Annotated in this window: 21 protein-coding genes and 1 pseudogene; 10 read left to right on the forward strand and 12 right to left on the reverse strand. The window is 67.5% G+C overall.

The genetic code is table 11. The features are described 5' to 3' along the window. Positions 1-44 precede the first annotated feature (44 nt). From FFS49_RS00275 to glcD, 4 genes are read right to left on the reverse strand one after another with little or no spacing between them, the layout of a single operon-like run. The gene (locus FFS49_RS00275; protein ID WP_046548803.1) at positions 45-449 is read right to left on the reverse strand and encodes a heme-binding protein; all 405 of its coding nucleotides are present in this window, start codon (positions 447-449) and stop codon (positions 45-47) included. 20 nt (positions 450-469) lie between these two features. After that, positions 470-1,690, reverse strand: coding sequence for a glycolate oxidase subunit GlcF (gene glcF / locus FFS49_RS00280; protein WP_071333761.1), 1,221 nt, complete (start codon positions 1,688-1,690; stop codon positions 470-472). Between the two features lie 24 nt (positions 1,691-1,714). Then, positions 1,715-2,791, reverse strand: a complete 1,077-nt coding sequence (gene glcE, locus FFS49_RS00285; protein ID WP_071333762.1) for a glycolate oxidase subunit GlcE — start codon at positions 2,789-2,791, stop codon at positions 1,715-1,717. Then, complete coding sequence (glcD, locus tag FFS49_RS00290) at positions 2,791-4,290, reverse strand: glycolate oxidase subunit GlcD (protein ID WP_047851402.1); 1,500 nt, start codon at positions 4,288-4,290, stop codon at positions 2,791-2,793. The genes glcE and glcD overlap by 1 nt, the downstream gene beginning before the upstream one ends. A gap of 219 nt (positions 4,291-4,509) precedes the next feature. Here glcD and glcC point away from each other — a divergent pair, with 219 nt between their 5' ends. Both glcC and FFS49_RS00300 read left to right on the forward strand, forming a co-directional pair. Next, entirely contained in the window at positions 4,510-5,280 is a 771-nt protein-coding gene (glcC, locus tag FFS49_RS00295) for a transcriptional regulator GlcC (RefSeq protein WP_105818358.1), read from the forward strand. Positions 5,281-5,556: 276 nt separating this feature from the next. After that, a pseudogene (locus tag FFS49_RS00300) lies at positions 5,557-6,003 on the forward strand (DUF6306 domain-containing protein); the annotation flags it as partial. Positions 6,004-6,166: 163 nt separating this feature from the next. Here the strand turns inward: FFS49_RS00300 and FFS49_RS00305 are convergent. After that, a complete protein-coding gene (locus tag FFS49_RS00305) occupies positions 6,167-6,901 on the reverse strand; it encodes an SDR family NAD(P)-dependent oxidoreductase (RefSeq protein WP_105818356.1) in 735 nt (244 codons plus the stop codon). 94 nt (positions 6,902-6,995) lie between these two features. Here FFS49_RS00305 and FFS49_RS00310 point away from each other — a divergent pair, with 94 nt between their 5' ends. Continuing rightward, positions 6,996-7,898 (forward strand): LysR family transcriptional regulator, encoded by a 903-nt coding sequence (locus FFS49_RS00310; protein WP_039340347.1) that lies wholly within the window; start codon positions 6,996-6,998, stop codon positions 7,896-7,898. A 326-nt stretch (positions 7,899-8,224) separates the two neighbouring features. Here the strand turns inward: FFS49_RS00310 and FFS49_RS00315 are convergent, their stop codons facing one another. The 5 genes from FFS49_RS00315 to ugpC all read right to left on the reverse strand — a co-directional run bounded on the left by FFS49_RS00315 (position 8,225) and on the right by ugpC (position 14,568). Next, complete coding sequence (locus tag FFS49_RS00315; RefSeq protein WP_046548796.1) at positions 8,225-9,076, reverse strand: carbohydrate ABC transporter permease; 852 nt, start codon at positions 9,074-9,076, stop codon at positions 8,225-8,227. A 17-nt stretch (positions 9,077-9,093) separates the two neighbouring features. Further along, complete coding sequence (locus FFS49_RS00320; RefSeq protein WP_105818355.1) at positions 9,094-10,047, reverse strand: sugar ABC transporter permease; 954 nt, start codon at positions 10,045-10,047, stop codon at positions 9,094-9,096. 54 nt (positions 10,048-10,101) lie between these two features. Beyond that, entirely contained in the window at positions 10,102-11,361 is a 1,260-nt protein-coding gene (locus FFS49_RS00325; RefSeq protein ID WP_039340351.1) for an extracellular solute-binding protein, read from the reverse strand. 63 nt (positions 11,362-11,424) lie between these two features. After that, positions 11,425-13,410 carry a beta-galactosidase gene (locus FFS49_RS00330; protein WP_105818354.1) on the reverse strand — a complete coding sequence of 662 codons (1,986 nt, stop codon included), beginning with the start codon at positions 13,408-13,410 and terminating at the stop codon, positions 11,425-11,427. 9 nt (positions 13,411-13,419) lie between these two features. Next, positions 13,420-14,568 (reverse strand): sn-glycerol-3-phosphate ABC transporter ATP-binding protein UgpC, encoded by a 1,149-nt coding sequence (ugpC, locus tag FFS49_RS00335; protein WP_105818353.1) that lies wholly within the window; start codon positions 14,566-14,568, stop codon positions 13,420-13,422. A 189-nt stretch (positions 14,569-14,757) separates the two neighbouring features. On the opposite strand from ugpC, the gene FFS49_RS00340 reads away from it, so the two are divergent. Continuing rightward, complete coding sequence (locus FFS49_RS00340; RefSeq protein WP_105818352.1) at positions 14,758-15,798, forward strand: LacI family DNA-binding transcriptional regulator; 1,041 nt, start codon at positions 14,758-14,760, stop codon at positions 15,796-15,798. Positions 15,799-15,899: 101 nt separating this feature from the next. Here FFS49_RS00340 and FFS49_RS00345 read toward each other — a convergent pair whose 3' ends face one another. Further along, a complete protein-coding gene (locus FFS49_RS00345) occupies positions 15,900-16,541 on the reverse strand; it encodes a GntR family transcriptional regulator (RefSeq protein ID WP_046548790.1) in 642 nt (213 codons plus the stop codon). A gap of 131 nt (positions 16,542-16,672) precedes the next feature. On the opposite strand from FFS49_RS00345, the gene FFS49_RS00350 reads away from it, so the two are divergent. Further along, positions 16,673-17,149 carry an OsmC family protein gene (locus tag FFS49_RS00350; protein WP_039340361.1) on the forward strand — a complete coding sequence of 159 codons (477 nt, stop codon included), beginning with the start codon at positions 16,673-16,675 and terminating at the stop codon, positions 17,147-17,149. A 24-nt stretch (positions 17,150-17,173) separates the two neighbouring features. Here the strand turns inward: FFS49_RS00350 and FFS49_RS00355 are convergent, their stop codons facing one another. Further along, positions 17,174-18,124: a LysR family transcriptional regulator gene (locus FFS49_RS00355; protein WP_039340363.1), complete on the reverse strand. Its 951-nt coding sequence runs from the start codon at positions 18,122-18,124 to the stop codon at positions 17,174-17,176. 114 nt (positions 18,125-18,238) lie between these two features. Here FFS49_RS00355 and FFS49_RS00360 point away from each other — a divergent pair, with 114 nt between their 5' ends. The 5 genes from FFS49_RS00360 (at position 18,239) to araG (ending at position 24,660) form a co-directional block, all read left to right on the forward strand. Beyond that, the gene (locus FFS49_RS00360) at positions 18,239-19,990 is read left to right on the forward strand and encodes an IlvD/Edd family dehydratase (protein WP_105818351.1); all 1,752 of its coding nucleotides are present in this window, start codon (positions 18,239-18,241) and stop codon (positions 19,988-19,990) included. A gap of 103 nt (positions 19,991-20,093) precedes the next feature. Further along, positions 20,094-21,023 (forward strand): dihydrodipicolinate synthase family protein, encoded by a 930-nt coding sequence (locus tag FFS49_RS00365; RefSeq protein WP_105818350.1) that lies wholly within the window; start codon positions 20,094-20,096, stop codon positions 21,021-21,023. Between the two features lie 36 nt (positions 21,024-21,059). After that, positions 21,060-21,989 (forward strand): Gfo/Idh/MocA family oxidoreductase, encoded by a 930-nt coding sequence (locus tag FFS49_RS00370; protein ID WP_039340374.1) that lies wholly within the window; start codon positions 21,060-21,062, stop codon positions 21,987-21,989. 74 nt (positions 21,990-22,063) lie between these two features. Then, positions 22,064-23,077, forward strand: a complete 1,014-nt coding sequence (locus FFS49_RS00375) for an arabinose ABC transporter substrate-binding protein (RefSeq protein ID WP_046548784.1) — start codon at positions 22,064-22,066, stop codon at positions 23,075-23,077. A gap of 20 nt (positions 23,078-23,097) precedes the next feature. Then, positions 23,098-24,660, forward strand: a complete 1,563-nt coding sequence (gene araG / locus FFS49_RS00380) for an L-arabinose ABC transporter ATP-binding protein AraG (protein ID WP_105818349.1) — start codon at positions 23,098-23,100, stop codon at positions 24,658-24,660. The last annotated feature ends 7 nt before the right edge of the window (positions 24,661-24,667 follow it).

The following is a 24,667-nucleotide window of genomic DNA, read 5'->3' on the forward strand; positions in this document are numbered from 1 at the left end:
CGTGATTCCTCCCGGGGAATGAAAAACGCGCGCGCGTTGGCTGGCTATGCCACGACGCTTTGTGTACCGGCGCGGGCGATCTGCGCGTCCTGTTCGGACTTTACGCCAGACACGCCGATCGCGCCTGCGATCCGGCCGCCGACCGTGACCGGCACGCCGCCTTCGAGCAACCCCGTCAGCGGCGCGCTCAGGAACGCGGTGCGGCCACCGTTGATCATATCCTCATACGCCTTCGTCTCGCGACGGCCGAGCGCCGCCGCGCGCGCCTTGTCCTGCGCGATGGCGGCGCTGGCCGGCGATGCACCGTCCAGGCGTGCAAAAGCGAGCAGGTGGCCGCCGTCGTCGACGACGGCGATCGACACGGCCCAGCCGTGACGCTCCGCTTCCGCGCGGGCGGCGGCGAGCATGCGGTCGGCATCGGCGAGTTCGAGTTCGGGTTTCGTCTGCATGGCATTCCTCCGGAATCTGGTCAGTTGACGAGGCGGTTGTCGACGAGCTCGATCCAGTGGCGCACAGGCGTGCGGCCCGCGCCGTTCAGGTGAGTCTGGCAGCCGACGTTGGCCGTGACAATCAGGTCCGGCCGCGCGGCTTCGAGTGCGTCGAGCCGGTTGTCGCGCAGTTTCGTCGCGAGTTCGGGCTGTGTCAGCGAATACGTGCCGGCCGAGCCGCAGCACAGATGGCCGTCGGCGACATTCGTCAGATCGAAGCCGAGCTGCGTCAGGATGCGCTCGACCGCGCCGCCGAGGCGCTGTGCGTGCTGCAGCGTGCACGGGCAATGCACCGCGATGCGGCGTGGCGTCGACCCGGCCAGCGCGTCGAGAGGCTCGGCCGCGATCACTTCGGCGAGATCGCGCGCGAGCGCGCTGACGCGTTGCGCTTTCTCCGCATAGACGGGGTCGGAGCGCAGCAGGTCGCCGTATTCCTTGACGAACGCGCCGCAGCCGCTCGCCGTCAGCACGATCGCTTCCGCGCCCGCTTCGATCGCGGGCCACCATGCGTCGATATTGCGGCGTGCACGGGCGAGGCCGGCCTCCTGCGCGTTCAGGTGATATTCGGTCGCGCCGCAGCAGCCGGCTTCGCGCGCCGGACTCACGCTGATGCCGAGCCGGTCGAGCACGCGCGCGGCGGCCGCATTGGTGTTCGGCGACAGCGAAGGCTGCACGCAGCCTTCGAGCATCAGCACGCGCCGAGCGTGGCGCACGGGCGGGCGCGGTGCGGCCGCGGAGACGGCGGCCGGGATCTTGGCCTGCAGCGTGCCGGGCAGCAGCGGGCGCAGCGCGCGGCCGGCCTTCAGCAACGCGGCGAACGTCGCCGGGCGCGGTATGACGTGGCGCAGCCCCGCGCGCAGCAGGCGCTCGCGCGCGGGCCGCTGCACACGCTTCTCGGCTTCCGCGCGGCCGATGTCGAGCAGCGTGTGATAGCGCACGCCGGACGGGCACGTCGTCTCGCAGTTGCGGCACGTGAGGCAGCGGTCGAGATGCTGCTGCGTGCGCTCGCCGCACGGCTCGCCTTCGAGCAGCTGCTTGATCAGGTAGATGCGCCCGCGCGGCCCGTCGAGCTCGTTGCCGAGCACCTGGTAGGTCGGGCAGGTCGCATTGCAGAAGCCGCAGTGCACGCACGCGCGCAGGATCGCTTCCGCTTCGTCGGCCCGGGCGAGGGCCTTGCTTGCTTCGCTGAGATTGGTTTGCATCGGCGGGTCGGGATCGGGTTCGCGTCAGAAGTCGGCGTACAGGCGGCCGGGATTGAAAATCGCGTGCGGGTCGAGCTGCGCCTTGAGCTGCCGGTGCACGCGCAGCAGCGCGGGCGGCAGCGGCTGGAACGGCTCGCGCGTCGCGCCCGGCGTGCAGCAGGTCGCGTGGCCGCCCCATTGCGCGGCGAACCGCTGCACGTCGGCCGGCACCGCGTCGCTCTTTATCCAGCGCTGTGCGCCGCCCCAGTCGGCAAGCAGCGCGCCGGGCAGTGCGTCGAGCGGCGCGGAGGCCGGCACCGATACGCGCCACAGCGGGCGCGGATCGTCGAAGAACGGCAGCGCCAGGTCGCGCAGCCGGGCCCAGAACGCATCGTCGCGATCGTCCATGCGCTCGCCGCCGATCGTGTCGCGCGCGGCTTTCACCGAGCCCTCGCCGCCTTCGATCCGCACGCGCAGCACACCGTCCGCATGGCAGGCGCCCGCGAGCGGCAGCCCTGCGCGTCGCCATGCGGCGACGCGCTGCACGGCTTCGTCCACGGCAAGCTGTAATGCGAGATCGCCCGTCGCGCGCGGCTTCGGCAGCACCTTCAACGACACCTCGGTCACGACGCCGAGACAGCCGAAACTGCCCGCGAGCAGCCGCGATACGTCGTAGCCCGCGACGTTCTTCATCACCTCGCCGCCGAAGCGCAGGTGCTTCGCGTGGCCGGTGATCACGCGGCAGCCGAGCACGAAGTCGCGCACCGCGCCGGCCCACGGGCGGCGCGGGCCCGACAGCGCCGCCGCGAACATGCCGCCGACCGTTGCCGCGCCGCCGAACGTCGGCGGCTCGCACGGCAGCATCTGGCCGGCTGCGTCGAGCATCGCGTCGAGATCGGCGAGCGGCGTGCCCGCGCGCGCGGTGACGACGAGTTCGGTCGGGTCGTACGACACGACGCCGCGATGCGTGCGCACGTCGAGCGTGCGGCCTTCGACGGGGCGGCCGAGGAACGCCTTCGTGCCGGCGCCGCGGATGTGCAGCGGCTGGCGGTCGTGGATCGCCGCGTCGACCTGCGCGACGAGCGCCGCGCTGTCGTCGATCGATTCGATGTCGCGTCGCATCAGAAGCGCTCCAGTTCGGGAAACGGCAGCTTGCCGTGATGGACGTGCATCGCGCCGAATTCGGCGCAGCGGTGCAGCGTCGGGATGTTCTTGCCGGGATTGAGCAGCCCTTGCGGATCGAACGCGGCCTTCACCGCGTGGAAGAACGTGATTTCGTCGGCGTTGAACTGCACGCACATCTGGTTGATCTTCTCGCGGCCGACGCCGTGCTCGCCGGTGATGCTGCCGCCCGCCGCGACGCACAGCTCGAGGATCTTGCCGCCGAGCGCTTCCGCGCGGTCGAGTTCGCCGGGCCGGTTCGCGTCGAAGAGGATCAGCGGGTGCATGTTGCCGTCGCCCGCGTGGAACACGTTCGCGACTGGCAGCCCGTATTCGGCGGACAGCGCGGCAATGCCTTCGAGCACGCGCGGCAGCTCGCGGCGCGGAATCGTGCCGTCCATGCAGTAGTAGTCGGGCGACATGCGGCCGACCGCCGGGAATGCGTTCTTGCGGCCGGCCCAGAAGCGCTGGCGCTCGGCCTCGTCGCGTGCGACGCGGATCTCGGTTGCGCCCGCGTCGCGCAACAGCGCGGCGACGCGTTCGGTGTCTTCGTCGACGTCGGTCGGCGAGCCGTCGAGCTCGCACAGCAGGATTGCCTGCGCGTCGACCGGGTAGCCCGCGTGGATGAAATCCTCCGCCGCGCGGATCGCGAGGTTGTCCATCATCTCGAGGCCGCCGGGGATCACGCCCGCGCCGATGATCCGGGCGACCGCCGCGCCGGCTTCCGCGACGTCGTCGAAACTCGCCATCAGCACTTTCACGCTCGGCGGCTTCGGCAGCAGCTTCACGGTGACTTCCGTGACGATGCCGAGCATTCCTTCCGAGCCGGTGAACAGGGCGAGCAGGTCGAAGCCGGGCGCGTCGAGCGCGTCGGCGCCGAGCGTGAGCGTATCGCCGTCGATCGTCAGGATCTCGACCTTCAGGATGTTGTGCACCGTGAGCCCGTATTTCAGGCAGTGCACGCCGCCCGCGTTCTCGGCGACGTTGCCGCCGATCGAGCACGCGATCTGCGACGACGGATCGGGCGCGTAGTACAGGCCATGCGGCGCGGCCGCCTGCGAGATCGCGAGGTTGCGCACGCCGGGCTGCACGCGCGCGATGCCGGCATCGGGATCGATGTCGAGAATCCTGTTGAACTTCGCCATCACGAGCAGGAGGCCTTTTTCGAGCGGCATCGCGCCGCCCGACAGGCCGGTGCCCGCGCCGCGCGCGACCACCGGCACGCCGAGCGCGGCCGCGACGCGCAGCACCGCGCGCACTTGCTCGACCGTATCGGGCAATACGACCGCGAGCGGCACCGTGCGGTATGCGGCGAGGCCGTCGCATTCGAACGGCTTGAGCGCCTCGCGTTCGTGCAGCACGTCGAGGCCGGGCGCCGCCGCGTGCAGCGCGGCGACGAGTGTGTCGCGGCCGACGGTCGCCAGCGGGCCGTCGATCCGTTCGTCGTAGGTGAAACTCATCGGGGTTGTCTCCACCATGCAGGCGGCTGCGCGAGGCGCGGCACGCCGGAAGGGAGGAATTCTTGGCGGGCGACGCGCGCGTGTCCAGACGTGTCGAGCGTGGTCATACCAGTTTTTGTGAGGCGGCCGGAAAGCAGCTGTGTCGATCGCCATGAAACTGAATGCCTAAAAGGGTTTGTGGGAAAATCGCCGATATCCTTCCGAAGTGGTCATACCAGTATGGGAATGCAGGAACAGGCGGGCCCGGCGCGGAACGTGGCCGACGTCGTTGCAGAGCGCATCGAGCAGCTGATCGTCGACGGCGTGCTGAAGGCCGGGCAGGCATTGCCGTCCGAACGGCGGCTGACCGAGAAGCTCGGCGTGTCGCGCACCGCCGTGCGTGAAGGGATGAAGTTGCTGCGCGCGCGCGGCATCATCGACACCACGCACGGCAAGGGCTCGTTCGTTGCGAGCCTGACCCCGCAACGCGAGATCACGCCGATGATGCATCTGCTCGGCTCGCAGCCGCGCACGCTATACGACCTGTTCGAGGTGCGCGGGATGCTCGAGACGGAGGCCGCGCGGCTCGCGGCGCTGCGCGGCACGCCGGCCGATTTCATCCTGATCAAGCGTCGCTATGAGGAGATGACCGCGGCCGATGCGCAGGATCTCGACCCGGCCGCGCGCGCGAAGCTCGATCACGCGTTTCATCTCGCGATCTGCGAGGCTTCGCATAACCCGGTGCTGGTGAATACGCTGCAGTCGCTGACGGATCTGCTGCTGAGTTCGGTGTTTGCGTCGGTGAACAATCTCTATCACCGCGAGCCATTGAAAAAGCAGATCGACCGGCAGCATGCGCGGCTTTATAACGCGGTGACGGGGCGGTTGCCCGAGCAGGCGCGCAAGGCAGCTAGCGAGCATATTCGCCAGTGTGTCGAGTATCTGCGGGAGATCGAGCAGGAGGAGCAGCGGCTGGTGCGGTCGACGTTGAGGCTTGAAGGGTGGACGTGATGTCGGCTGTGCGTGGCGGTGTGGCTTGAGGTGCATCATGCGCGACGGGCCGCCTGGCAACGCGTGTCACAGGGCTATGTCAGACTTGTGAGCCATTCTTTGTTTGGCCGCGCTGTCGTCTGCGTGATGCGTGGACGCTGTCATGTAGGCAGCGCCTGACGGAACCACGTTGGACGAACCGGTGCGCCACGCTTCCTGAACGGAGGACATCGCATGTCGAACCGGACCCGCGACGACGGGCGCGACGCCCGCCCCGCCACATCGGCGGACGATTACGCCGATGCGCAGCGCGACGCGTTGCTCGCGTTGCTGAATGAGCTGCTGGAAGCCGAGCGCGCAGGTGCGCGGGTTGCATCGGAGACGGCGGCGGAAATCGACGATCCCGAACTTCATCGGCTTGTGGCCGGGATTCGCCAGGATGAGGCGCACTGGTGTGCGGTGCTGGTCGACGCGATTCGGTCGCTCGATGCGGCGCCGACGCATGCTACCGGGGCGTTCTATGAGAAGGCGATGGCGATCGATGAACTGGCCGAGCGGCTGGCGTTTTTGAATCGTGGGCAGCGGTGGGTCGTGCGGAAGCTGCAGGCGTTGCTACCGACGCTCATGCAGCCCGACATGCACCATGCGCTTACGCAGATGCTTGTGGCGCATGAGAAGAACATCGGGTCGGTCGACGCATTGCTGCGGCTCAAGGGCTGCGGCCCGAACTCAGCGTCGCAGTAGCGGCCAGGGGAATCGTTCATCGCAGATTTCCGTGGATGTCGTTTCTCGACCCTGAACGGACTACTGACGTGCCGAATCGTCAATGACTCGTTCCGGGAGAAATGGGACATAGGCGCGGGCGCTAAAGTACTTTGAACTGCTAAACGTAGCTGGACAGAAGCACTCAGCCCATTCGCCATCCTCCATTGACGGCAATAACAGTGCCGGTTACGAAGCTCGCGGCCTCCGAGGCAAGCCAGAGCACCGCAGCGGCCACGTCGTCCGGGGTGCCGGGGCGACCGACAGGCGTTTCTGCGACGATGGCGGTAACGCGTTCTTCGGACCACCCGCCGGTGAATCCCGTCCCGGCGATGAAGCCTGGCGCGATAACGTTAGCAGTGCAGCCGTGTGGCGCCAGTTCTCGCGCGAGCGCAAAGGTAAGGCCGTGTAAGCCCGCCTTCGCTGCGGCATAGGCCAGCCCCCCCGGCCTGTTGCCGCCAGTTTGTGCACCAATCGAACTGATATTGATAACTCGCCCCCCAGGACGGGGCAACAGTGGCGCGACGCAGTGCGCCATCAAAAAGCTGCCTTTGAGGTTGGTTTCGATGACCGCGTCCCAATCCGGCTCGACCTGGTCGAGCGCAGCATCGAGACTCACGGAACGTACGAATCCCGCGGCATTGACCAGCAGATCTACGCGCTCGACGTTCGCGAGTGCGGACTCGACATCCGCGCGCTGGCCTACGTCAGCGCGTTGGCAGGTGGCCGCAGGCCCCAGCTTCGCAACGGCGTCTCGTAACCGTTGGTCGTTTCGACCGACAATTGTCACGCGATAGCCCGCGTTGATGCATGCGCGCGCGATGCCGAAGCCGATGCCGCTCGCGCCACCGGTTACAACTGCATGTTTTTTCTCCGTCAATTTCCGGCTCCACTCGTTTGCGTTGGATGCAGGTTAAAACCGGAAATACGATACGTCTAATACGATTGAACAGCTGTTCTGATACTCTTGTCGTATGGCAACCCTCACTCTTCGGCAGTTCGAACAGTTTCTCGTCGTCGCAGAGACGATGAATTTCCGTCGTGCTGCAGAGCAACTCAACATGGCTCAGCCGCCACTGACGGCGGCGATCCGACAGATCGAATTGCTGTTGGGCGTGCGCTTGCTGGAACGCGGCAATCGCGTGACGTCTTTAACCGCGGCCGGCAAGGTTTTGCGCGAAGAGGCGCGCAGGACACTGGAACAGTCTCAGCGCGCCGTTGAGCTCACCCGGCGTGCGGGCCAGGGGCTTATGGGTTCTCTCAGAGTCGGTTTTGTGGCGAGCGCCACGCGGCACGTCTTGCCTCCTTTGATTGCGCGCTTTCGACAGACGCATCCCGATGTCGCGCTTGACCTGGCTGAGGCGACCACTAGTCAGCAGCTCGCTGCGCTCGACGAAGACCGTCTCGACGTCGCCATTGTCGTGCTGCCCCTTGACGTCAACGTCGACCGGCGCATTGCAAAGCGCAAGCTGTTGAAGAGTCGCATGGTCGCTGTCATGTCTGCGAAGCACGCGCTCGCTACTTCGCCTGGTCGCTCCGTGCCGCTTGCGGCGCTCGCGCGCGAGCCATGGATTCTGTTTCCGCCGACGGAAGGGCCCGGCTTGTACGCGACAATCCTCGACGCGTGTGCTGCGGCCGGATTTGTCCCGCGGGTGGTACAGCACGCAATGCAAATGGACACAATCATCGGACTTGCGGCTGCGAACCTAGGCGTTGGGCTCGTACCGGAACCGCTTGCGTCGAAGGAGGTGTCGGACGTGAAATTCACGCGACTTGCCGGACGAGGGACGCCGGTGCCATATGAAGTCGCGCTTGCGTGGCGGCGTACAGACAGCAATCCAACAGTGGCGGCATTAGTCGATTCGTGCGCGGGTTGAGGGCGTTAATCGACCAGTGCAGCCTTCGGAAGCTAGAGATCGGCACGCATGTCAAAATACTTCGAACGAGCACCAGTCGGGCACAAGCCCTTCGAAGACGAAAAAGTCGTCGATGTATGTCAGCCCAAGCCGCTCCAATGACCTTGTACATTCGTCGGCCGCATCGCCGCCAAAGAACGGGCCAAGCGATATAAGGCTATTGGATTCGTCAAAGTCACAGATGACCTGTACCTCCCCCCGGCCAATCCCCGACAATAAAAAAAGCCCGCCGAAGCGGGCAACCTCACGATGCGGAGGGGGAGATACGAATACGCGAAGCTGCGCGTTCAGCCTTTGGTCGCACCAAACGTCAGCCCCGCCACGAAATGCTTCTGCATCGCGAAGAACATCGCGACGGACGGCAACGCCGCCAGAATCGACCCGGCGGACACGAGATTCCACGACGTCGTCCATTGCCCCTTCAACGCGGCGACGCCCGCCGTGATCGGCGCGGCCTCATCCCCTTGCGTGAGACACAGCGCCCAGAAGTAGTCGTTCCACACGAACGTAAAAACGAGAATCGCCAGCGCGGCCAACGCGGGCCGGATCAACGGCAGCACGATCCGGTAAAACACCGTCCACTCCCCGGCCCCCTCGATCCGCGCCGCCTCGATCAACTCGAACGGCAGCTGCTTGATGAAGTTGCGCAAAAACAGCGTGCAGAACCCCGTCTGGAACGCGACGTGAAAAAGAATCAGCGCCTCGACCGTATTGAACACACCGAGCCTGAGCGACAGATCCCGCACCGGAATCATCAACACCTGCACGGGCACGAAGTTACCGGCAACGAACGTCCCGAACAGCGCCGTACTCCCGCGAAACTTGTAGGTCGCCAGCGCAAAGCCCGCCATTGCCGCCAGCGCAATCGACCCGACAACGGAAGGCACCGTGATCTGCACGCTATTCCAGAAGTAATGCAGCATCGGCGACGTCGTGAGCGCGTCGCGATAGTTCTCGATCATCGAGAAGTGCCGTGGCCAGCCCCAGTAGTGGCCTTCGACCAGTTCCTCGGTCGAGCGCACCGACGTGACGAACACCGCGATCATCGGCAGCAGCCAGATCAGCAGCGCAACCGGCAACGACAGCTTGTACAGCCTGCGCGAGACAGGCTTCCATTGAGCAACGGGAGTCGGAAACATGATGGCCACCGGTCAGGTTATTGCTCGTTGCGCAGAAGGCGGCGCAACTGGAACACGATGTAGACGAGCATGATCGCGAACAGCACGACCGCAATCGACGCGGAATAGCCGAGCCGGTAGTACTTGATCGCCTGGTCGTACATGTAATACGCGAGCACGGTCGAGCTTTCGAACGGGCCGCCGCTCGTCATCACCGAGATCAGGTCGAAGCTGCGCAGCGCGCCGATCACCGTGACGACGATCGCCATGAAGGTGGTCGGCCGCAACTGCGGCAGCACCACGTGCCACAGCAGCGCGAATCCGCGCGCGCCGTCCATCCGGGCGGCTTCGATCTGTTCCGGGTTGAGCGACGTGAGGCCGGTGAGGTACAGGATCATGCAGTACGCGGTCTGCGGCCACAGCGCGGCGAACACGATGCCGAACGTCGCGTAGCGCGCATCGCCGAGCACCGGGATGCCGTGTCCGGCGATCAGCGCGAGCAGGCCGAACGTCGGATCGTAGAACCACGAAAAGATCAGCCCGACGACCACGCCGGACAACACGAACGGCGCGAAGAACAGCGACTTCACGAGCCGGATGCCGGCCACCGCCTGGTTCAGGTACAACGCGAGCGCGAGGCCGAGCGGCGGCGCGAGCATGAAGAGCGCGAGCCAGATCACGTTGTTGCGCAGCGCGGTGTAGAACGTCGGCGCATGCAGCAGCTCCGCGTAGTTCGCGAGACCGACGAAGGTGCGCTCGGTCATTCCGTCCCAGTTGTACAGGCTCAGCCACAGCGTCGACAGGATCGGCCAGATCACATAGACGGCAACCATCGCGCAGGCCGGCGCGAGAAAGAGCCACGCGGCGCGCTGCTGGCGCCGCAAGGCGGGCGACGGGCGACGCGCGGGCAGGGCGGTGGCGGCGGATGCGCCGCGTGGCGGCGGCGCGGCGCCTGCGCCGGCGGGCGGGGGGGACGTGATCGGACTGGACACGGCAAGCCTCCTGAACGGGCACGGCGGCGCGGGGCCGCCGGTTGGGTCACGCGGTTACTTCTTGTAGATGCGCTTGCGGGTCTGTTCGAGTTGCGCGAGCACCGTATCGAGCTGCGCGGGATTCGCGAGGAACTGCTGCATTCCCTTCATCCCCTCGTCCGCCATTTCCTTCGTCATGTCGCGGTCGTAGAACTGCGCGACGCCGCCCTTCGTGTCGGCAAGGATCCGGAACCCGACGCGCGAGATCGGATCGGCCGGCTCGGGCGACTTGCTGTTGGCCGACAGCGAGCCGAGCCCTTCCGCGAGCTTCGCGCCCATCTCGGGCGTTTCGACGAATGCGAGGAACGTGTGCGCGTCGGCCTTGTTCTTCGCCTTCGTCGGGATGTGCAGCGATTCCACCGGGCCGTCCTCGGCGGTCGGCACCTTCGGGTCGATGATCGGGAAGCGGTAGTAGCCCATTTCCGGCTTCACGTTCGGCGGAAAGCCCGCCGCGATGAAGGTGCCCATCAGCATCATCGCGGCCTTGCCCTGGAACAGGAACGGCTGCGCGCCGTCGAGATCGTAGGACAGCGCGTTGTCGATGAAGTAGCCTGCGTCGATCAGCGATTTCCACGTCGTGTAGACCTTCTTCACGCGCGGGTCGGTGTACGGCACGTCGCCGGCCATCAGCTGCTGGTGGAACGCGTTGCCGTTCACGCGCAGGTCGAGATAGTCGAACCAGCCGGCGAGGGTCCACGCGTCGCGGCCGCCGACCGCGATCGGCGTGATGCCGGCCGCCTTCAGCTTCTTGCACGCGTCGAGAAACTGGTCCCACGTCTTCGGCTCGTCGGCGATGCCGACCTTGCGGAACAGGTCCTTGCGATAGAACAGCCCCCACGAGTAGTAGACGGTCGGCGCCGCGTACTGCTTGCCGTTGTACGACGATGCGTCGCGCGTCGACGCATACATCGCGCCCCAGCCGTTCTTCGTCCAGTCGCCGCTCAGGTCCTCGAACAGCCCGCGCTTCGCGTAGTACGCCATCCGTTCGCCCGCGTGCCAGTTCACGACGTCCGGTGCGATGGTCGTGAGCCAGGCGGGGAGCTGCACCTTGTACGCTTCCTCGTCGACGAAGGTCGCCTTCACGTCGATGTCGGGATGCGCCTTGCGGAACGCTTCGAGCGTCGACTGCCAGACCGCGCGCTGGCTGGCGCCCTTGAACGCGATGTTGATCGTCAGCGTGCCGGCATCGGCGGGCGCCGTCATGCCGAGCGATGCCAGTGCGACAGCGGCGGCCGTGGCGAGCCGGGCGGCGGCGCGAAGGGGGCGATGGGTCATACGTGTCTCCAGTTCTGGGTGTCGTTGTACGTGACCGGCGTGTCGTGGCGCCGGTAGCGGGTGCTACGAACGGCTTCGATACACGGCCACGTCTTGCGGCCCGACTTGCGCCGTGCCGAGCACGAACGCCGACGGCGGCACCGCGTCGATCGTGTGCGGCGCGTCGCCGTAGTTGAAAACGTAGGTCAGGCCGCCGCGCCGGCTCACGCGCACGCCGTCGCCGAGCGGGGCGGGCGCGAGGCCGGCTTCGGCCGCGACGTCGGCGAACAGCCGGACGGTAGTCGCGTCGTCGAACAGCGCGGCCCAGTAGTGCAGCATGCCGTGCGACACGCAAGCCGGATGGCCGTCGGCGAAGCGTGCGCGCACGACACTGTGGGTGTCGTCGTGCAGTTCGACGAAGTCGCGCCAGTGGCGTGCGTTGCCGGCGAGCGGCGCGCCGTCGCGCAGCGTGCCGTCGATCTGCTCGGTCACGTTCGGCCGCAGCGATTCGACGCGCCACACGCGCACCGGCAGGATCGACGCAAGCGGGCCGGGCGGCAGCGTCGGCGGGATCTGCAGGTCGACGGTCTTCGAACCGGTGCGCGGGCCGAGCACGACATGCGCGCCGGACGTCGCGAGCCGCGCGGCGAAATCGTCCGGGACGACCGGCAGCGGCGGCACGACGACGAGGCGGTAGCCGTCGAGCGGCGCGTGCGCGGAAACGATGTCGACGTCGAAGCCGAGCGAGCGCAGCGCCGAGTAGTACTCGAACGCGAAGCGCGGGTAATGGAAATCGGCGCCCTGCGGCTGCACTTCGAACAGCCACTTCGCGTCGTAGTCGAAGACCAGTGCAACGGGGGCGCGCACGGTGCCGTCCGCATCCGCGCCGGCGTCGTGCACGGCCGCGATCTCGTTCGCGACGCGTTGCGCCTCGCGGCCGCCTTCGTCGAGTTGGTCGTCGGGGGTGTGCAGGCCCGCATGCATCTGCTCCTGCGCGAACGGCGCCTGCCGCCAGCGGAAATACGACACGCAGCCGGCACCGTGCGCGAACGCTTCCCAGCTCCACAGGCGCACCATGCCCGGCAACGGCGCGGGGTTCCATTGCGCCCAGTTCACGGGGCCCGGCTGCTGCTCCATCACCCAGAACGGCAGTTTCGACATGCCGCGATAGAGGTCGTGATTGAACGACGCGAAATCGGGATGGCCGGTGCGCAGCCAGCGCGCCTTCACGTCGGGTGCGAACCATTGCTCCTCGAGCGCGCCGAGCGGATAGCTGTCCCAGGTCGCGACGTCGAGGTCGCGTGCCACTTTGTAGTGATCGAACTCGGTGAACAGCTGCATGAAGTTGTGCGCGACCGGGCGGCCCGGCGAGTGCGCGCGAATCACGTCGACCTGCATCCGGTGATAGCGCGCAACTTCGTCCGACGCGAAGCGCCGGTAGTCGAGGCGGTGCGACGGGTGAGCCTCGGTCACGGTGCCGACGGGCGCGTCGATCTCGTCGAAATCGCGATATTCCATGCTCCAGAACACGGTGCCCCACGCGCGGTTCAGCGCGTCGATCGTGCCGTAGCGCGCCTTCAGCCACGCACGGAAGCGCACGAGCGCGGCCGGCGAGTAGCTGACGACGGTCTGGTGGCAGCCGAGTTCGTTGTCGGTCTGCCAGTAGCGCACGGCCGGGTGGCGGCCGTAGCGTTCGGCAACCGCCGTGCAGATCTGGCGCGACGCGTCGAGATAGGTCGGCGACGAGAAGTCGTAGTGGCGGCGCGAGCCGAACTTGCGCGGCCGTCCGTCCGCGCCGATCGCGAGGATGTCGGGATGACGGTCGACCAGCCATTTCGGCGGCGTGGCGGTTGGCGTGCACATCACGATCTCGAGGCCGGCCGCACCGAGCACGTCGATCGCGCGATCGAGCCAGCCCCAGTCGTATTCGCCCGGCGACGGCTCGATCCGGCTCCACGCGAATTCGGCGATCCGCACCTGCTCGATGCCAAGCGCTTTCATCCGGCGGGCATCGTCGGCCCACATCGTTTCCGGCCAGTGTTCCGGGTAATAACAGACTCCGAGGCGCATGCCCGATCCTTATGCGTAGTGGTGAACGTGGACGTCGGCGCACGCGGGCACCGCGCGGCCGTCTTCGGTGAAGAGATGGCAGGCCGCGGCCGGCGCATGCACGAGCACGCGCTCGCCGCTGCGCACCTGCGCGTCGCCGGGCACCTTCGCGATGAGCGAGTGGCCGCCGGGCTGCTCGAGATGCACGTAGGTCTGTTCGCCGAGGCGTTCGACAAGTACGACGTCGCGTGCGAGCGACGTCGCGTCGTGCGCGGCGCCGAGCGTCAGGTGTTCGGGGCGAATGCCGAGCGTTACGGTGGCGCCTGCACCGAGCGCCGAGCCGTCGCGTGGCAGTACGAAGGTTTCGCCGGACGGTGTGAGCGTGACGGTCGTGCGATGCGCATCGCAGGCGGTCACGACGGCCGGCAGGAAGTTCATGCGCGGCGAGCCGATGAAGCCTGCGACGAAGCGGCTGGCCGGGTGGTGGTAGAGGTCGAGCGGCGCACCGACCTGCGCGATGCTGCCGTGCTGCGCGGTATCGGCGCCGGCATGCAGCAGCACGATCTTGTCGGCGAGCGTCATCGCTTCGGTCTGGTCGTGCGTCACATAGACGACGCTCGCGCGTTCGAACTGGCGGTGCAGCTTCGCGATTTCGATGCGGGTCTGGCCGCGCAGCGCCGCGTCGAGGTTCGACAGCGGTTCGTCGAACAGGAACACGCCGGGCTCGCGCACGATCGCGCGGCCGATCGCGACGCGCTGCCGTTGCCCGCCCGACAGCGCCTTCGGCTTGCGATCGAGCAGCGTATCGAGTTGCAGGATGCGCGCGGCATCGCGTACCTTCCGGTCGATCTCGGCCCTCGGCACGCGCGCGAGCTTCAGCCCGAACGCCATGTTCTCGTAGACCGTCATGTGCGGAAACAGCGCGTAGCTCTGGAACACCATCGCGACACCGCGCTCGGCGGCGGGCACGTCGTCGACGCGGCGGCCATCGATCGACAGCTCGCCCGCGCTCAGGTCCTCGAGCCCGGCGATCATCCGCAGCAACGTCGACTTGCCGCATCCGGACGGCCCGAGGAACACGCAGAACTCGTGCGCGCCGATCTCCAGATCGACGTCGCGAATGACCGGCGCGTGATCGCCGTAGGCTTTCTGCACGCGCCGCATCGAGATGCTCGCCATTGTCTCCGCTCCATGTTCTAATGCGCTTTCATCAGTGATTAAGCGCTTAATCATCGCGATCAAAAAAAGAGGCGATGCGATCGCGGCCGAGTCGCGCCCGTCGGTCGGGCGGCAGGGTGTGCGGCGATAGTGCGCCGCTTCGGTGAGCGAAGCAAATATTGAATAGACGTCTCATATAGTGAGCAAGTGATGGCAACCCTGGATGAAGTGGCGCGCCGCGCCGGCGTGACGGCCGCAACCGTGTCGAACGTGCTGCGCGATCGCGGCCGGGTGGGCGAGGCGACGCGCGCGCGGGTGCTGGAAGCCGTGGAGGCGCTCGGGTATCGGCCGCATCTCGCCGCGCGGGCGCTGGCGGAGGGGCGCGCGCCGACGGTCGCGCTGATGGTGTCGAGCATCGCGAACCCGTTCTACCCGGAGTTCGCGCTGGCGGTCGAGCGCGCGGTGCGGCGTAACGGGCAGTTCCTGATCGTCTGCAACACGAACGAAGATCCGTTGCAGGGGCGTGCGTATCTCGACCAGATCGCCGGCACGATCTCCGAAGGGATTCTCGTGACGAATGCGAACCTGCATCTGCCGGATCTTCTCGATGTGGCAGCGCGTGGCGTGCCGGTCGTGCTGTGCCTGTGGGAGCGGCCGGAGGCGCCGCCCGATGGATTGCCGTGCGTGGCGGTGGATTTCCGCGAGGCGGGGCGGATCGCGACGCGACATCTGATCGAGCTCGGCCATCGCGAGATCGGCGTGATCGTCGGCGGGTCGGCGAGCGGCGTGCAGGCGGCGCGCTATGACGGCTTCGTCGACGTGATGCGCGAAGCGGGGCTCGATGCGTCGATCGTCGCGGCCGAGCCCGATTCGATCGAAGGCGGCGTGCGCGCGGCGGGGTGGTTGCTCGACGAGCACCCGCAGTTGACCGCGCTGGTCGCGACCAACGACCTGCCGGCGATCGGCGCGATGCATGCGGCGGCCGATCGCGGCCGGCGAGTGCCGGATGATCTGTCGATCGTCGGGATCACCGACATTCACCTGGCGAGCGACACGCGGCCCACGCTGACGACCGTCGCGATCCCGACCGCCGAGGCCGCCAGGTTGGCGGTCGAGCTGCTCAATGCGCTGCGCGAGGCGGGGGGCCAGCGCGACGCGGCGTCGAGCGTGCGTGTCGCGTCGCTACCGAGGCTGGTGGTGCGGGGTACGACTGGCCGCGTGCCGGGCGGGGGCGCGAAGCCGCCGGTTTGATGCGAGGCTGCATCGAGTGCCTCGAGGTTGTCGCCGCAACCGGCGCGACCCGGTTCGGAGCCGCGCGCCGTGTTGAAAGCGGTAATCGCAGCGCGCCGGCCTCACCCGCCTTCGACGAGCCGCATCACGATGCGCCTGGCCGATTCGAGATGCGCGACCGTCATCGAGCGCGCCGCGCGTGCATTGCGTTCGCGGCACGCCTGCAGGATCTCCTCGTGCTCGACCTGGAACGACGGCGTATCGGCGAGCAGCGTGGCCTGCAGGCGCTCGTACCGTTCGACCTGGCTGCGCAGCTCCGCGATCGTCTTCAACTGCCGCGCGTTGCCGCAGCATGAATACAGCAGTGCGTGGAATTCGCGGTTCAGTTCGCCTTGCCGGCGCGGCACGGCCGCATCGCCGAGCAAACGATGGACGAGCTCGGCGCGCGCCAGCGTCTCGTCGTCGAGCCGCTTCACGCTCCGGTAGATCGCGTCGCCTTCGAGCAGCGCGCGCAAGTCGTAGATTTCCTGCACGTCCGATGCACTCAGCATGCGCACGACGGCGCCGCGATTCCTGAAGATGTCCAGCAAGCCTTCGCGCTCGAGGCGTTGAATCGCCTCGCGCATCGGAATCCGGCTGATGCCGAACCGGTCGGCCAGGTCGCGCTCGACGAGCCGTTCGCCGGCTTCCAGCTCGCCGTTGATGATCATGTCCCGCAACGAGGCGGCGACCGCGTCCGCCGTGGAATCGAGTTTGGCTTCCATGCCTGCATGTTCCGTCAGTTTGGAATAATGGTATACCAAATGGGAATCCGGTGCCAAAATGGCGATCGCAGGCGGGCTTCGTCAAACGACATCCGGCCCGGCCGAAGCAACCCACATCCATGGAGAGCGAGATGGCATCTGGCGAACACAAGTATCGCGTCGCAGTAGAGTGGACCGGCAATCGCGGCACCGGCACGTCGGGGTATCGCGAGTACGGCCGGGACCATGTGATCCGGGCCGGTTCCAAGCCGGATATCCCGGGTTCGTCGGACGCGGCGTTTCGCGGCGATGCCGCGCGCTGGAACCCGGAAGACCTGCTGCTGGCGTCGGCATCGGCGTGCCACAAGCTCTGGTACCTGCATCTGTGCTCGGAAGCCGGTATTCGCGTGCTCGCCTATGTCGACAACGCGGAAGGCACGATGCTCGACAGCGCCGATGAAGGCCGCTTCACCGAAATCGTGCTGCGCCCGCATGTGACGATTCAGGCCGGCGACGATCGCGAACGGGCCGCGCATCTGCATCACGATGCGCACGCGAAGTGCTATGTCGCGAATTCGGTCAACTTCCCGATTCGTTGTGAGCCGGTGGTCGAGTATGCCGCCGCGTAGTCGGCCGGAACCGCCGCGACGACGTCACAGCGCGACACCGTAAACCTCCCGCGCCGCCCCACGAATCGCATCGGCCATCATCGCGACGGCCGGCGAATGCAGCCGGTCGGTGCGCGTGATGATCCCGAAATCGTCCATCCGGCAATCCATCTCCAGCGGCAGCACCGTGACGATCCCGTGCCGCGCGTAGTAGCGCGCGACGTCCTCGGCCAGCACCGCGATCATGTCGCTCTGTTCGAGCAGCTGCGTGATGAACAGCAGCGCGGACGTCTCGACGAGGTTCGCCGGCGGCGCGAGGCTCGCGCGCTGGAACACGAGATCGAAGCGGTGGCGCAGCACGCTGCCGGCCGGCGGCACGACCCACGCGGCGCGCTGCACGTCCGCGAGCGACAGCGGCGCGTGCGCGAGCAGCGGATGGCCGGGCCGCACGACGGCGGCCACCGGCTCGCCCGTCAGCGGCTCGTAGCGCAGCCGCAGCTTGTCGTGTTCGGCGGAGAGCCGGCCGATCACGATGTCGATTTTTTCCTGCGCGAGATGTTCGAGCAGCACGTTGCTGGTGTCGATCTCGACCGACACGTGCAGGCCGGCATGCGTGCCCTTCACCGCGGCGACGGCCGGCGGCACGAGCCGCAGGCCCGGTGACGTGATCGCCCCCACCGCCACATGGCCCAGGTGGCCGGCCTTCAGCGCGGCCAGCTCCTCGTGCGCCTGATCGAGGCTGCCGAGCGCCGCGCGCGCATGGCGGATCAGCGCGTCGCCGTAGAGCGTCGGCCGCATCCCGCGCGGCAGGCGCTCGAACAGCACCGCGCCGATCGATTCCTCGAGTTCGCGCAGCAGCTTCGACGCGGCCGGCTGCGTCATGTTCAGCGCGGCCGCCGCGCGGTGAATGCTGCCTTCGTCCGCGAGCGCGACGACCAGCAGAAGCTGGCGCGTCTTCAGGCGGCCACGGTTTCCCCACGGGCTGGCTTCGGTCATCGTACGGGTTTATATCGATATCGGAATCGATATCGTAATCGCCAAAAACGTCATTAGCCAGTTATCAAAATTCTGCCTAGACTGCGCCGGTATCCCGTCACCACAGGACTGACGATGTCGGCAACGAAACCCAGGCTGCGCTCTACCCAATGGTTCGGCACGAACGACAAGAACGGCTTCATGTACCGGAGCTGGATGAAGAACCAGGGCATCCCCGATCACGAGTTCGACGGCCGGCCGATCATCGGCATCTGCAATACGTGGTCCGAACTGACGCCGTGCAACGCGCACTTCCGCAAGCTCGCCGAGCACGTGAAGCGCGGGATCTCCGAGGCGGGCGGCTTCCCGGTCGAGTTCCCGGTGTTCTCGAACGGCGAATCGAATCTGCGGCCGTCGGCGATGCTCACGCGCAACCTCGCGTCGATGGACGTCGAGGAAGCGATCCGCGGCAACCCGATCGACGCGGTCGTGCTGCTCGCCGGCTGCGACAAGACGACGCCCGCGCTGCTGATGGGCGCGGCGAGCTGCGACGTGCCGGCGATCGTCGTGTCCGGCGGCCCGATGCTGAACGGCAAGCTGGAGGGCAAGAACATCGGCTCCGGCACCGCCGTGTGGCAGCTGCATGAAGCGCTGAAAGCCGGCGAGATCGATGTCCATCACTTCCTGTCGGCCGAAGCCGGGATGTCGCGCTCGGCCGGCACCTGCAACACGATGGGCACCGCGTCGACGATGGCGTGCATGGCCGAGGCGCTCGGTGTCGCGCTGCCGCACAACGCGGCGATTCCAGCCGTCGATTCGCGCCGCTACGTGCTCGCGCACATGTCGGGCATCCGCATCGTCGAAATGGCGCTCGAAGGGCTGGTGCTGTCGAAGATCCTGACGCGCGCGGCGTTCGAGAACGCGATCCGCGCGAACGCGGCGATCGGCGGCTCGACCAACGCGGTGATCCACCTGAAGGCGATCGCGGGCCGCATCGGCGTGCCGCTCGAACTGGAAGACTGGATGCGCATCGGCCGCGACACGCCGACGATCGTCGATCTGATGCCGTCAGGGCGCTTCCTGATGGAAGAGTTCTATTACGCAGGCGGCCTGCCGGCGGTGTTGCGCCGGCTCGGCGAAGGCGGGCTGCTGCCGAACCCGGATGCGCTGACGGTGAACGGCAAGTCGCTGTGGGACAACGTGCGCGAAGCGCCGAACTACGACGAAGAAGTAATCCGCCCGCTCGACCGGCCGCTGATCGCGGACGGCGGCATCCGCATCCTGCGCGGCAATCTCGCGCCGCGCGGCGCGGTGCTGAAGCCGTCGGCGGCGAGCCCCGAGTTGCTGAAGCATCGCGGTCGCGCGGTCGTGTTCGAGAACCTTGATCACTACAAGGCGACGATCAACGACGAGGCGCTCGACATCGACGCAAGCTCGGTGATGGTGCTGAAGAACTGCGGGCCGCGCGGTTATCCGGGGATGGCCGAGGTCGGCAACATGGGGCTGCCGCCGAAGCTGTTGCGCCAGGGCGTGAAGGACATGGTGCGGATTTCCGACGCGCGGATGAGCGGCACCGCGTACGGCACGGTCGTGCTGCACGTCGCGCCGGAAGCCGCTGCCGGCGGGCCGCTCGCGGCCGTGCGCAACGGCGACTGGATCGAGCTCGACTGCGAGGCCGGCACACTGCATCTCGACATTACGGATGACGAACTGCAGCGCCGCCTGTCGGACGTCGATCCGACCGCGGCGCCGGGTGTTGCCGGCCAGCTCGGCAAGGGCGGCTACGCACGGCTGTACATCGATCATGTGCTGCAGGCCGACGAGGGGTGCGACCTCGACTTCCTGGTCGGCACGCGCGGCGCTGACGTGCCGAGCCATTCGCATTGAGCGGCTGCGCGGCAGCCGGTCGCGGGCCTTCCGGGCCCGTGCAACGTGAAACCGTAAACGCATGACGGCCGGTCGTGACCGAGGCCGAAGCAGGACGCGAACCATGACATCGAGCAGCACGCCGCGCCATCGCGGCATTTTCCCCGTCGTTCCGACGACGTTTGCCGATACCGGCGAGCTGGACCTTGCAAGCCAGAAGCGCGCGGTCGATTTCATGATCGACGCGGGCTCGGACGGGCTGTGCATTCTCGCGAACTTCTCCGAGCAGTTCGCGATCACCGACGACGAGCGCGACGTGCTCACGCGCACGATCCTCGAGCACGTCGCCGGCCGCGTGCCGGTGATCGTCACGACGTCGCACTACAGCACGCAGGCGTGCGCGGCGCGCAGCCTGCGCGCGCAGCAGCTCGGCGCGGCGATGGTGATGGCGATGCCGCCGTATCACGGCGCGACGTTCCGCGTGCCCGAAGCGCAGATTTTCGAGTTCTATGCGCGCGTGTCCGACGCGATCGCGATTCCGATCATGGTCCAGGACGCGCCCGCGAGCGGCACCGCGCTATCCGCTCCGTTCCTCGCGCGGATGGCGCGCGAGATCGAGCAGGTCGCGTACTTCAAGATCGAGACGCCGGGCGCCGCGAACAAGCTGCGCGAGCTGATCCGGCTCGGCGGCGATGCCATCGAAGGGCCGTGGGACGGCGAGGAGGCGATCACGCTGCTCGCCGATCTGCATGCGGGCGCGACCGGCGCGATGACGGGCGGCGGGTTTCCGGACGGCATCCGGCCGATCCTCGAAGCGTGGCGCGAAGGGCGCCATGACGACGCCTACGCGCGCTACCAGGCATGGCTGCCGCTGATCAACCACGAGAACCGCCAGTCCGGGATCCTCACCGCGAAGGCGCTGATGCGCGAAGGCGGCGTGATCGCGAGCGAGCGGCCGCGGCATCCGATGCCGGAACTGCATCCGGACACGCGCGCGGAACTGCTCGCGATCGCGCGCCGGCTCGATCCGCTCGTGCTGCGCTGGGCGCACTGAACGGTCACCGAACGATTCGCGAAGGAGGCATGCACGATGAGTGATCAGGTTTCGCTGGGTGTCGTCGGCATCGGCAAGATCGCACGCGACCAGCATCTGCCGGCGATCGACGCCGAACCGGGTTTCAAGTTGACCGCGTGCGCGAGCCGTCACGCGGAAGTCACCGGCGTACGCAACTATCGCGACCTGCGCGCGCTGCTGGCCGCCGAGCGCGAGCTCGACGCCGTGTCGCTGTGCGCGCCCCCGCAGGTGCGCTACGCGCAGGCGCGCGCTGCGCTCGAAGCCGGCAAGCACGTGATGCTCGAGAAGCCGCCGGGTGCGACGCTCGGCGAAGTGGCCGTGCTGGAGGCGCTTGCGCGCGAGCGCGGCCTCACGCTGTTCGCGACCTGGCATTCGCGCTGCGCGAGTGCGGTGGAGCCCGCCCGTGAATGGCTCGCGACGCGCGCGATCCGCGCGGTGCAGGTGCGCTGGAAAGAGGATGTGCGGCGCTGGCATCCGGGGCAGCAATGGATCTGGGAGCCGGGTGGCCTCGGCGTGTTCGATCCGGGCATCAACGCGTTGTCGATCGTCACGCGGATCCTGCCGCGTGAGCTCGTGCTGCGCGAGGCGACGCTCATCGTGCCGAGCGACGTGCAGACGCCGATCGCCGCCGAGCTCGATTGCGCGGATACCGACGGCGTGCCGGTGCGTGCGGAATTCGACTGGCGGCACGGCCCGGTCGAGCAATGGGAGATCGCGGTCGACACGGCCGACGGCGTGCTCGCGATCAGCCGCGGCGGCGCGCAGTTGTCGATTGCAGGCGAGCCGGTCGAGCTCGGGCCCGAACGCGAATACCCGGCGCTGTATGCGCACTTCCATGCGCTGATCGCGCGTGGCGAAAGCGACGTCGACGTACGGCCGTTGCGGCTCGTCGCCGATGCATTCCTGTTCGGCCGGCGCGTGCAGACCGACGCGTTCGGCCGCTGATCACGCGGTCGCGCCGAGGCGCGATCGCACACGACGAACCATTACGGCACAAGCCGATATCAAGGAGACACCGCATGAACCGCACGACTCACACGATTCGCCGCCATACCCTGCGCGCGCTGCTGGCCGCACTCTGCATTGCACCGCTCGGCATGCAGGGCGCCGCGCGCGCCGACGCGCCGCTGAAGATCGGCTTCCTGGTGAAGATGCCCGAGCAGGCCTGGTTCATCAACGAGCAGAACGCGGCCTCCGCGCTCGGCCAGAAGGAGAATTTCTCGGTCGTGAAGATCGGCACGCCCGACGGCGAGAAGGTGCTGGCCGCGATCGACAACCTCGGCTCGCAGGGCGCGCAGGGCTTCGTGATCTGCGCGCCGGACGTCCGCCTCGGCCCGGCGATCGCCGCACGCGCGAAGCGCTACAACATGAAGTTCGTGACCGTCGACGACCAGCTCGTCGATTCGACCGGCAAGCCGCTGCCGAACGTGCCGCACCTCGGAATGTCGGCGACCAAGATCGGCAACCAGGTCGGCCAGGCGATTTCCGACGAGATGAAACGGCGCGGCTGGAAGCCCGAGGAAGTTGGCGCGCTGCGGATCACGAACTACGAGCTGCCGACCGCGAAGCTGCGCACCGACGGCGCGACGCAGGCGCTGCTCGCGAACGGCTTCCGAAAGGAGAACATCTTCGACGCGCCGCAGAAGACGACCGACGACGAAGGCGGCTTCAGCGCTGCCGCGCCCGTGCTCGCGCGCCATCCGAACGTGAAGAAGTGGGTGGTCTACGCGCTGAACGAGGAAACCGTGCTCGGCGCGGTGCGCGCGACCGAGCAGCTGCATATCCCGGCGGCCGACGTGATCGGCGTGGGCATCAACGGCGCGGGCGAGGCGTTCGCCGAATTCCAGAAGAAGGAGCCGACCGGCTTCTACGGGACGATTGCGGTCAGCTCGACGAACCACGGCAAGGACAGCACGCAGAACCTCGTCGAATGGATTCGCGACGGCAAGACGCCGCCGGCCGACACGCAGACGAGCGGCAAGCTGATGACGCGCGCGAACTGGCAGGCCGTGCGCGCCGAACTCGGCATCTGAGCGCACGAGGCGAGAACGCGATGACGACGCAGACGATGACGGCCGTATCCGGCAACGATGGCGACACCCGCGGCGATGCCGCCGAGTCGCCGCCGGGCGGCCCGCTGCTCGCGCTCGACGGCATCACGGTGACGTTCCCGGGCGTGCGTGCGCTCGACGCCGTGTCGCTGTCGGTGCGCGCGGGCGAAGTGCACGGGCTGATGGGCGAGAACGGCGCGGGGAAGTCGACGCTGCTGAAGGTGCTGTCCGGCGTGAACCAGCCGCAGGCCGGCACGCTGACGCTGAACGGCACCGAGCAGCGCTTCGCGTCGACGCGCGCGGCGCTCGAGGCCGGCATCGCGATCATCTACCAGGAACTGCATCTGGTGCCCGAGTTGACGGTGGCCGAGAACCTGATGCTCGGGCAGCTGCCGAGCCGGCTCGGCGTGGTCGACGAACGCACGCTTGCCGCGCGCGCGCTCGATGCGCTGGAGCGGCTCGGCGAGCACATCGATCCGGGCATCCCGGTGAAATACTTGTCGATCGGCCAGCGCCAGATGATCGAGATCGGCAAGGCGCTGATGCGCGACGCGCGCGTGATCGCGTTCGACGAGCCGACGAGTTCGCTGTCCGCGCGCGAAACGACGCAATTGTTCCGGATCATCCGGGCGCTGCGCGCGGAAGGCCGCGCGATCATCTACGTCACGCACCGGATGGAGGAAGTGTACGAACTGTGCGACCGCGTGACGGTGTTCCGCGACGGCCGCCGCATCGACACGTTCGATTCCGTCACCGATCTCGACCGCGACCGGTTGATCGGCTGCATGGTCGGACGCTCGATCGAGGACGTGTACGGCTACCGGCCGCGCACGGCCGGCGACGTGCTGATCGAGGCGAAGGGGCTCGCGGGGCCCGGGTTGTCCGAGCCCGTGTCGTTCACCGCGCGGCGCGGCGAGATCGTCGGCTTCTTCGGGCTCGTGGGCGCGGGCCGCTCGGAGTTGATGAAGCTGCTGTACGGCGCCGCGCGCCCGAGCGCGGGGCACGTCGAACTGAACGGCAAGCGCGTGGCGTTCGGGAGCCCGCGCGACGCAGTGCGCGCCGGCCTCGCGCTGTGCCCGGAAGACCGCAAGCAGGAAGGCATCGTCGCGATCGCGTCGGTGGCCGACAACCTGAACATCAGCGCGCGCCGGCATTTCAGCCCGGCGCGGGTGCTGCTCGACGGGCGGCGCGAACGCGAGCTCGCGCAGCGCTACATCGAGCGGCTCGCGATCAAGACCCGCGACGGCGACACGCCGATCGGCGCGCTGTCCGGCGGCAACCAGCAGAAAGTCGTGCTCGCGCGCTGGCTGGCCGAGCGCATCGACGTGTTCCTGATGGACGAACCGACGCGCGGCATCGACGTCGGTGCACGCGCGGAAATCTACAACCTGTTCTACGAACTCGCGGAAGCGGGCCGCACGGTGATCCTCGTGTCGAGCGACCTGGCCGAGGTGATCGGCGTGTCGGACCGGATCATCGTGATGAAGGAAGGGCGGATCGCGGGCGAGGTCGCGAAGGCGCACGCGACGCCCGACGCGCTGATCAAGCTCGCGCTGCCGCGCTAGCGCCCCG

Origin of the sequence: Burkholderia sp. 4NA327C6 (genome assembly GCF_005502655.1) — a bacterium.
GTDB classification, from domain to species: domain Bacteria; phylum Pseudomonadota; class Gammaproteobacteria; order Burkholderiales; family Burkholderiaceae; genus Burkholderia; species Burkholderia contaminans.